This window comes from Mycobacterium sp. E1715 (genome assembly GCF_001667625.1).
Lineage (GTDB): Bacteria > Actinomycetota > Actinomycetes > Mycobacteriales > Mycobacteriaceae > Mycobacterium.
Genome location: NZ_LZJJ01000429.1, coordinates 1 through 7,137 on the forward strand (window position 1 = coordinate 1; position 7,137 = coordinate 7,137).

Genomic DNA, 7,137 nt, shown 5'->3' on the forward strand with positions numbered 1-7,137 from the left:
TGCGTCTACGTGGTCGACTCGGCCGGCGCGCTGGTCCTCGAAGGGGTGCGCGACCGGGTCGCGGCCCTGGTCGCCGAACTCGGCGACGACGCCCAGGTCGGCTTCCACGGCCACGAAAACCTCGGGCTCGGGGTGGCCAACTCGGTGGAGGCCGTCCGCGCGGGCGCCAAGCAGATCGACGGCTCGTGTCGCCGGTTCGGCGCCGGAGCCGGCAACGCGCCCGTCGAGGCCCTCATCGGCGTGTTCGACAAGATCGGCGTCAAGACCGGCATCGACTTCTTCGACATCGCCGACGCCGCCGAAGAGGTGGTCGCCCCGGCCATGCCCGCCCAGTGCCTGCTGGACCGCAACGCCCTGATCATGGGCTACTCCGGGGTCTACTCAAGCTTCCTCAAGCACGCCATCCGCCAATCCGAACGCTACGGCGTGCCCGCCCACCAGCTACTACACCGCGCCGGTCAACGCAAACTCATCGGCGGCCAAGAAGACCAACTCATCGACATCGCCCTGGAAATCAAACGCGAGCAGCACACGGCGTGACAAACCTGGTGGACGCAAGTCGGCTGTGCAGCAACAGGTGTCGCCGACCGCGTCGTCGGACCACAGTCCGCCGTGACGACACTATCCAGCGCCAGTCATCGCACCACCCGGTCAGCGGAACACCGCGGCGTGCCACCCGCGACGCCGTGGCAGGCTGACACCGTGACAGACACTTCCGAAAAGGTCTTCCTAGGCGAGCAGGACGTACGCGAAATCCTGCTACCGCAAGGGATTTTGCGCTACTACGACACTGGCCCGGAGGCCACGGCGGCGCAGCCGCTGCTGTTTTTGCATGGCTCGGGTCCCGGGGTCACCGGATGGCGCAACTTCCGCGGCATCCTGCCCACCTTCGCCGAGCACTTCCGCTGCATCATCCTGGAATTTCCCGGTTTCGGCGTCAGCGATGACTTCGGCGGCCACCCAATGGTCATGGCATTTGGCACCGTATCGCCGTTCCTGGATGCGCTTGGCGTCGAAAAGGCACACATCGTCGGAAACTCGATGGGCGGGGGTGTGGGCATCAACTTCGCTATCCACAACCCCGATCGTGTCGACCGTCTGGTCACGATCGGCGGGATCGGCATCAACATCTTCAGCCCCAGCCCGAGTGAGGGCATTCGGCTGTTGCAGGAGTTCGTCGAAGACCCGACTCGGCAGCGGCTGGTCGACTGGCTCAAATCGATGGTGTACGACCAGTCCCTGATCACTGACGAACTGGTCGAGGAACGCTGGCAATTGGCCACCGATCCGGACACCCTGGCCGCGGCGCGCCGCATGTACGGCAAAGCGGCGTTTGCCGCGATGAACGCCGCGATGGCCGCGTCCGAAAACCCGATGCCGTGGGCAGCCCTGCACAAGTTGACCGTCCCCACGCTGCTTACATGGGGTCGCGACGACCGAGTGAGTCCACCGGATATGGCGCTGATTCCGATGCGCACCATCCAAGACGCCGAACTTCACGTATTTCCCAAGTCCGGGCACTGGGCGATGATCGAAGCGAAGCAAGCCTTCGAAAGCACCGTGCTGGCGTTCCTCTCACGGCAGCATGATGCCCATTCGGTGTAACGGCGGTGCAGATGCGGCTCCGGATTATCCAGCGTGACAAAGGGAAAGAAAGCCAGCGGACAGTTCTTTCATGTTGCGCCCTCCCTATCGTTGAGTCGCACCAGCGTCGACGGGCAGCGTGACCGCGGTGATATAGCGCGCCTCGTCGGAAGCGAGAAACAAAGCGGCGTTGGCGACATCGTCCGGTTCGACCCACGGCACCGCGAGCATGTTCATGCGAAGGGCCGCTTCGGCGAACTCGGCACGCGTCGGCGCCCTGTCGAGGTCGGGACGAAACGCGCTGCGCACTGCGTCGTTTTGAATCAGCGGAGTGTCCACATTGGTCGGATGGACGCAATTGACTCGGACATTCTGCGGCGCAAGTTCTTTGGCCAGGCTCTGCATCAGGCCGACCACGCCGTGCTTAGCCGCGGTGTAATGGGCGACGCCCACCAATCCGCGAAGGCCTGCGATCGAATTGGTCAGGACGATCGCACCCCCACCTTGCGCAATCAGGTGCGGCGCAGCGGCCCGACACGTGTGCCACACACCGGTGAGGTTGACATCCAACATAGTCCGCCAGGCCGCCTCGGTGAGGTCCAGCGCCAGTGCACGCGAAGTGATCCCAGCGGTAGCACACACCACGTCCAATCTTCCCAGCCGTCGCACACCGCGATCGGTGGCCGCCTGGACGCCGTCGACATCGCGCACGTCGACGATCTCGGTATGTATTTTGGCGCCGGTATCGCGCACTTGGGCGGCGGTGTGCTCCAGGTCGTCGACTGTGCTGTGCGGAACCACCACTGTGTCAACGGGAGCGCACACGTCAAGGGCCACGATATCGGCGCCCTCCTGGGCTAACCGCACCGCCTGCGCACGCCCGATTCCCCGCGCCGCGCCCGTGATCAGGGCCACCTTCCCAGCGACCCTGCCGGTCACGTCGCAACCTCTGTCATATCGGCACGCCATTCATGCGCCTAGAACTCAATGTGGATGTTGTCGGTCACTGGCCGGGCTTGACACCCGAGGATCAAGCCGTCGGCGCGGTCTTCGGGTCCCAGCACATCTCCACCGGCCATATCCACCTCCCCGGAAATCAAGGTCGCCACGCAGGAGCCGCAATGCCCTTCTCGGCACGAATGCGGCACATTGATCCCGGCGTCAAGCATCATCTCGACCAGGGTCTGGTCGCGGCGCCATTGCAGTCGATGGAGAGCACCGTCCAACTCGACGTCTACGGTGGCCACCGCGGCATCGGTGCACAGGGCGGCGCCTTGTTCTTCGACATCTGCCATGCGGCCGATCCTTGCCACATTGGTCCGTGATGTCGTGGTCGGATTCCGATGGACGGGAGGTCGCCATCCCGGCGTCCAGTCACCGGGACGTCTCCTGCGATTCCGGGCGCAGCGGCCCTACCGTCGCTGTTCGTGACCAGTAGCACGAACGACAGGTTGGACCAGGGCATCGACGTGGTGGTCGTAGGTGCCGGCTTTGCCGGGCTTTACGCCCTGCACAAGCTGCGCGCCGACGGGTTGACGGTCAAGGTGTTCGAGGCCGGTCCCGACGTGGGTGGCACGTGGTATTTCAACCGGTATCCGGGCGCCCGCTGCGACGTCGAGAGCGTCGACTACTGCTATTCGTTCTCCGATGACCTGCAACAGGAGTGGGACTGGTCGGAAAAGTACGCCACCCAAGAGGAGATCCTGCGCTACATCAACTGGGTGGCCGACAGGTTGGATCTGCGCCGCGACATCGTCTTCAACACCCGTGTCACGTCGGCGGTTCTCGACGAGCAGCGGTTGCGGTGGACGGTGACCACCGATACCGGGCAACGAGTGAGCGCGCGGTTCTGTGTGATGGCGACGGGCCCATTGTCCGCGGCGATGACCCCACCTTTTGCCGGCCTCGACCGTTTCACCGGCGAGATCTACCACACCGCGGCATGGCCACACGAAACGGTCGACTTCACCGGTAAGCGCGTCGCGGTCATCGGGACGGGATCTTCGGGCATTCAGTCGATCCCGATCATCGCGGAACAAGCCGCGCAACTCTACGTCTTTCAGCGCACCCCGAATTACAGCGTCCCCGCCGGCAATCGGCCTCTCACCGACGAAGACCGGGCCCGGGTCAAGGCCAATTACGCCGAACGCAGGCGCTTATCATGGCGCAGCGGCGGCGGCTCACCGCACATCGCCCATCCGAAACTGACGATGCAAGCCAGCCCCGAAGAGCGGCGCGCGGCGTTCGAAAAACGCTGGGATCTCGGCGGGGTGCTGTTCTCCAAAACCTTCTCCGACCAGATGATCGACCCGGACGCCAACGAGGAGGCGCGCAAGTTCTATGAGGAGAAAGTGCGGGCCATCATTGATGACCCCGCGCTGGCCGAACTGCTGATCCCCACGGATCACCCGATCGGCACCAAGCGGATCTGCACCGACAGCAACTACTTTCAGACATTCAACCGCCCCAACGTGACACTGATCAGTGTGCGAGACACGCCGATCGAATCTGTCGATGCCACCGGCGTCAACACCAGCAACGCCCATTACGACCTGGACATGATCGTGTTGGCTACCGGATTTGACGCGATGACAGGGGCATTGGCCAGAATCGACATCGTCGGCCGGGGCGGTAAACGGCTGCGCGATGACTGGAGCAATGGGCCGCGAACCTACTTGGGTCTGAGCACTGACGGCTTTCCCAACTTGTTCGTCGTGTGCGGCCCCGGCGCGCCGGCGGTGCTGGCCAACATGGTGCTGCACGCCGAGGCGAATGTGAATTGGATCGCCGACTCGATCAGATATCTCGACGATCACGGCTACACGGCGATCGAGGCGACTCCCGATGCGGTGGACAACTGGGTCGCCGAATGCGCGCGCCGAGCCGAGGCCACCCTGTTCACCAAGGCCGACTCCTGGTACATGGGCGCCAACGTGCCTGGCAAGCCGCGGGTGTTCATGCTGTTCCTCGGCGGGTTTGGGACCTACCTCGACATCTGCAATGAAGTCGCCGAGGCTGGGTACAAAGGGTTTTCGCTGACCAAGGCGCCCTGATGTCGAGCCTGTCGGGTCGTGTGGCGCTGGTGACAGGCGCTGGGCGCGGCACCGGGCGCGCCCTGTGCGAGCGATTCGCAGACGAAGGCGCCGACGTCATCCCGGTGGACGTGCCGGCGGCAGCAGAAGACCTCGAACAGACCGCCGCCGCGGTGGCGCAGCGCGGCCGACGCGCGGTGACGGGGCTGGCCGATGTCAGCGACTTGGGCGCACTGACCGGCGCGGTGGACGCCGCCGTCGCCGACCTGGGACGCCTTGACATCGTCGTAGCCAACGCAGGCGTCCACACGGTGTCGGCTCCGACGTGGGAGATCACTACCCACGACTGGCAGCAGACCCTGGATGTCAACGTGACCGGCGTCTGGCACACCGTCAAAGCCGCCGTCCCGCACCTCGGCGAGGGCGGCGGGTCCGTCGTGATTATCAGCTCCACCAACGGTCTTCGCGGCACGGCCACCACCGCTGCTTACACTGCGAGCAAGCATGCCGTGGTTGGGTTGGCGCGCACGCTGGCCAACGAACTGGGCCCGCGCGCCATTCGCGTCAATACTGTTCATCCTGGAGCGGTCGGGACCTCGATGGTGCTCAACGAGGCGACGTTTAAACGCCTTCGGCCTGACCTGACCAGCCCGACGGCGGCCGACGCTGCAGAAGCGCTCGCGGCTCGCCACCTGCTCCCGGTTCCGTGGGTGGAGCCGGTAGACGTCGCCAACGCCGTGGTTTTCCTGGCCTCCGACCACGCCCGCTACATCACCGGCACCCAGCTCGTGGTCGATGCCGGCCTGTTAGCCAAGGCCTAGCAGCGACGCGGATGGGAACCTACGCCGTCACCGGGTCGGCATCGGGCATGGGCCAAGCCGTCGTCCGCAAACTGCTGGCCGCGGGTCACCGCGTGATCGGCGTCGACATTCAGGACGCTGACGTCGTGGCGGATCTGTCCACTCCCGACGGACGCAGGACGGCCGCCGCTGCCGTGTGCGCTACCGGCGACGGTCGACTCGACGGTGCCGTGCTGGCCGCTGGTGTGGGCCCCACCCCGGGCGCGGGTAGCGCGGCCCGGATCCTGGCGGTGAACTTCTTAGGTGTGGTCGAGCTCCTAGAGGCATGGCACCCGGCACTGGCGGCGGCCGGCGATGCGAAAGTCGTGGTTGTGGGCAGTAATTCGTCGACGACAATGCCGTTGGTGCCCCAGCGAGCCGTGCGGGCGTTACTGGGCCGCGATCTCCACAAGGCCGAGCGTGCACTACGAGTGTTCCGATCGGCCGCCCCCTCGATGGCCTACGGCGCATCGAAGATCGCGGTGGCGCGCTGGGTGCGTCGGACCGCAGTGACACCGGCGTGGGCGGGTGCGGGTATCCGGCTCAACGCGATCGCTCCGGGCGCGGTGATGACCCCCCTGCTCGAGCGACAGCTGGCCACACCGCGTGAAGCCAGGGCCATCCGCGCGTTCCCGGTCCCGGTCGGTGGGTTCGGTGATCCCACGCACCTCGCGGACTGGATGGTGTTCATGTTGTCGGATGCCGCCGCCTTTCTCAGCGGCAGTGTGCTTTTCGTCGACGGCGGGTCTGATGCCTACTTCCGCGCCGACGACTGGCCGGCCCGCGTCCCGACTCCGCAACTGCCGCGGTATATGTGGCGGTTGCTGAGGTTTGGCCGCCGGCGATAGGTTTGACGGCGGTAATCACCGGGCCGCTGGCCGTTTCATGGTTGACGTCGCACGCCCATCGCGCCGCAGACGGGCGCGGCCCACTCCAGGGTCGACGAGTACCTGACGTGCTCGTCGAAAGCAGCGGCGATGTCGACCGGCATCGCCACGGGCAGCCGGCGGGTCAGATCGACGTGCACGAGGACCATCTCAAGTGTCGCCGATAGGCGTTGCCGGTACCGATCCACGGCGAATGACATCATGTGCACCACCTTGGGTGAGCGGTCAAGGACGCGGGCGTAGAGATCGGCCGTGTCATCTTCGATCAGCTCGCTGTAGTAGCGCAGGTGGTGCTCGACGGTGAAGAGGCCGAGCTGTCGATCAGCCCGATAGGCGTCGTCGATCCCGAGTTCACGCACCAACGCATCGGCGGCGGCCGAACCGAAATCCAGATAATGCAACACGTTCATGTGGCCGTTCCCATCGATGAAGTCACGGGACACATTCCGTGTGATGGCACAGCGCAATTGGGCCACTTGGGCAGCCGACGGCAAGCTTTGCTCTTCCGGCGTCGGTGCCTGCTGATTATGGCCGCATCGAGATGCTGCTCCCTGAACCTGGTCCACAGGCGCTGACGCTAGGCGCATCGATGGGACCTGGCTGCCGTGTGTCCCGACTGTCGGACGACAGCTCACGTCTTATCTCGGCGTCCGCTGACCGGGAACAGCGTCCAGTGGGCCGCGGACTTCAATAGATCATTACTACGCCCACAGACGTAAAGGACACCAACATGAGCGAGCGGGTACTCGACCGGGTCGTGGCGATGGCGGATCAGTTGCGCGACCAGGCCCCCGA

7 protein-coding genes and 1 pseudogene are annotated in these 7,137 nt (G+C 65.1%); 5 read left to right on the forward strand and 3 right to left on the reverse strand.

The features are described 5' to 3' along the window. A pseudogene (locus A9X03_RS20895) lies at positions 1 to 540 on the forward strand (4-hydroxy-2-oxovalerate aldolase); the annotation flags it as partial. Between the two features lie 162 nt (positions 541 to 702). Further along, positions 703 to 1,605 (forward strand): alpha/beta fold hydrolase, encoded by a 903-nt coding sequence (locus A9X03_RS20900; RefSeq protein ID WP_067748093.1) that lies wholly within the window; start codon positions 703 to 705, stop codon positions 1,603 to 1,605. Positions 1,606 to 1,689: 84 nt separating this feature from the next. Here the strand turns inward: A9X03_RS20900 and A9X03_RS20905 are convergent, their stop codons facing one another. Together A9X03_RS20905 and A9X03_RS20910 are read right to left on the reverse strand one after the other, a co-directional pair. After that, positions 1,690 to 2,553 carry a mycofactocin-coupled SDR family oxidoreductase gene (locus A9X03_RS20905; protein WP_067748080.1) on the reverse strand — a complete coding sequence of 288 codons (864 nt, stop codon included), beginning with the start codon at positions 2,551 to 2,553 and terminating at the stop codon, positions 1,690 to 1,692. An 8-nt stretch (positions 2,554 to 2,561) separates the two neighbouring features. Then, positions 2,562 to 2,879 carry a 2Fe-2S iron-sulfur cluster binding domain-containing protein gene (locus A9X03_RS20910; protein WP_067748083.1) on the reverse strand — a complete coding sequence of 106 codons (318 nt, stop codon included), beginning with the start codon at positions 2,877 to 2,879 and terminating at the stop codon, positions 2,562 to 2,564. Between the two features lie 132 nt (positions 2,880 to 3,011). Here A9X03_RS20910 and A9X03_RS20915 point away from each other — a divergent pair, with 132 nt between their 5' ends. The 3 genes from A9X03_RS20915 to A9X03_RS20925 are packed head-to-tail and all read left to right on the forward strand — an operon-like array spanning position 3,012 to position 6,303. Further along, on the forward strand, positions 3,012 to 4,637 hold the full coding sequence (locus A9X03_RS20915; RefSeq protein WP_067748085.1) for an NAD(P)/FAD-dependent oxidoreductase: 1,626 nt from the start codon (positions 3,012 to 3,014) through the stop codon (positions 4,635 to 4,637). After that, entirely contained in the window at positions 4,637 to 5,437 is an 801-nt protein-coding gene (locus A9X03_RS20920) for a mycofactocin-coupled SDR family oxidoreductase (protein WP_067748087.1), read from the forward strand. Before A9X03_RS20915 ends, A9X03_RS20920 begins: the two co-directional genes overlap by 1 nt. A gap of 11 nt (positions 5,438 to 5,448) precedes the next feature. Next, entirely contained in the window at positions 5,449 to 6,303 is an 855-nt protein-coding gene (locus A9X03_RS20925) for an SDR family oxidoreductase (RefSeq protein WP_067748089.1), read from the forward strand. Between the two features lie 35 nt (positions 6,304 to 6,338). On the opposite strand, the gene A9X03_RS20930 is transcribed toward A9X03_RS20925, so the two are convergent. Continuing rightward, positions 6,339 to 6,908, reverse strand: coding sequence for a thioesterase family protein (locus tag A9X03_RS20930; protein ID WP_231968756.1), 570 nt, complete (start codon positions 6,906 to 6,908; stop codon positions 6,339 to 6,341). Positions 6,909 to 7,137: the final 229 nt, after the last annotated feature.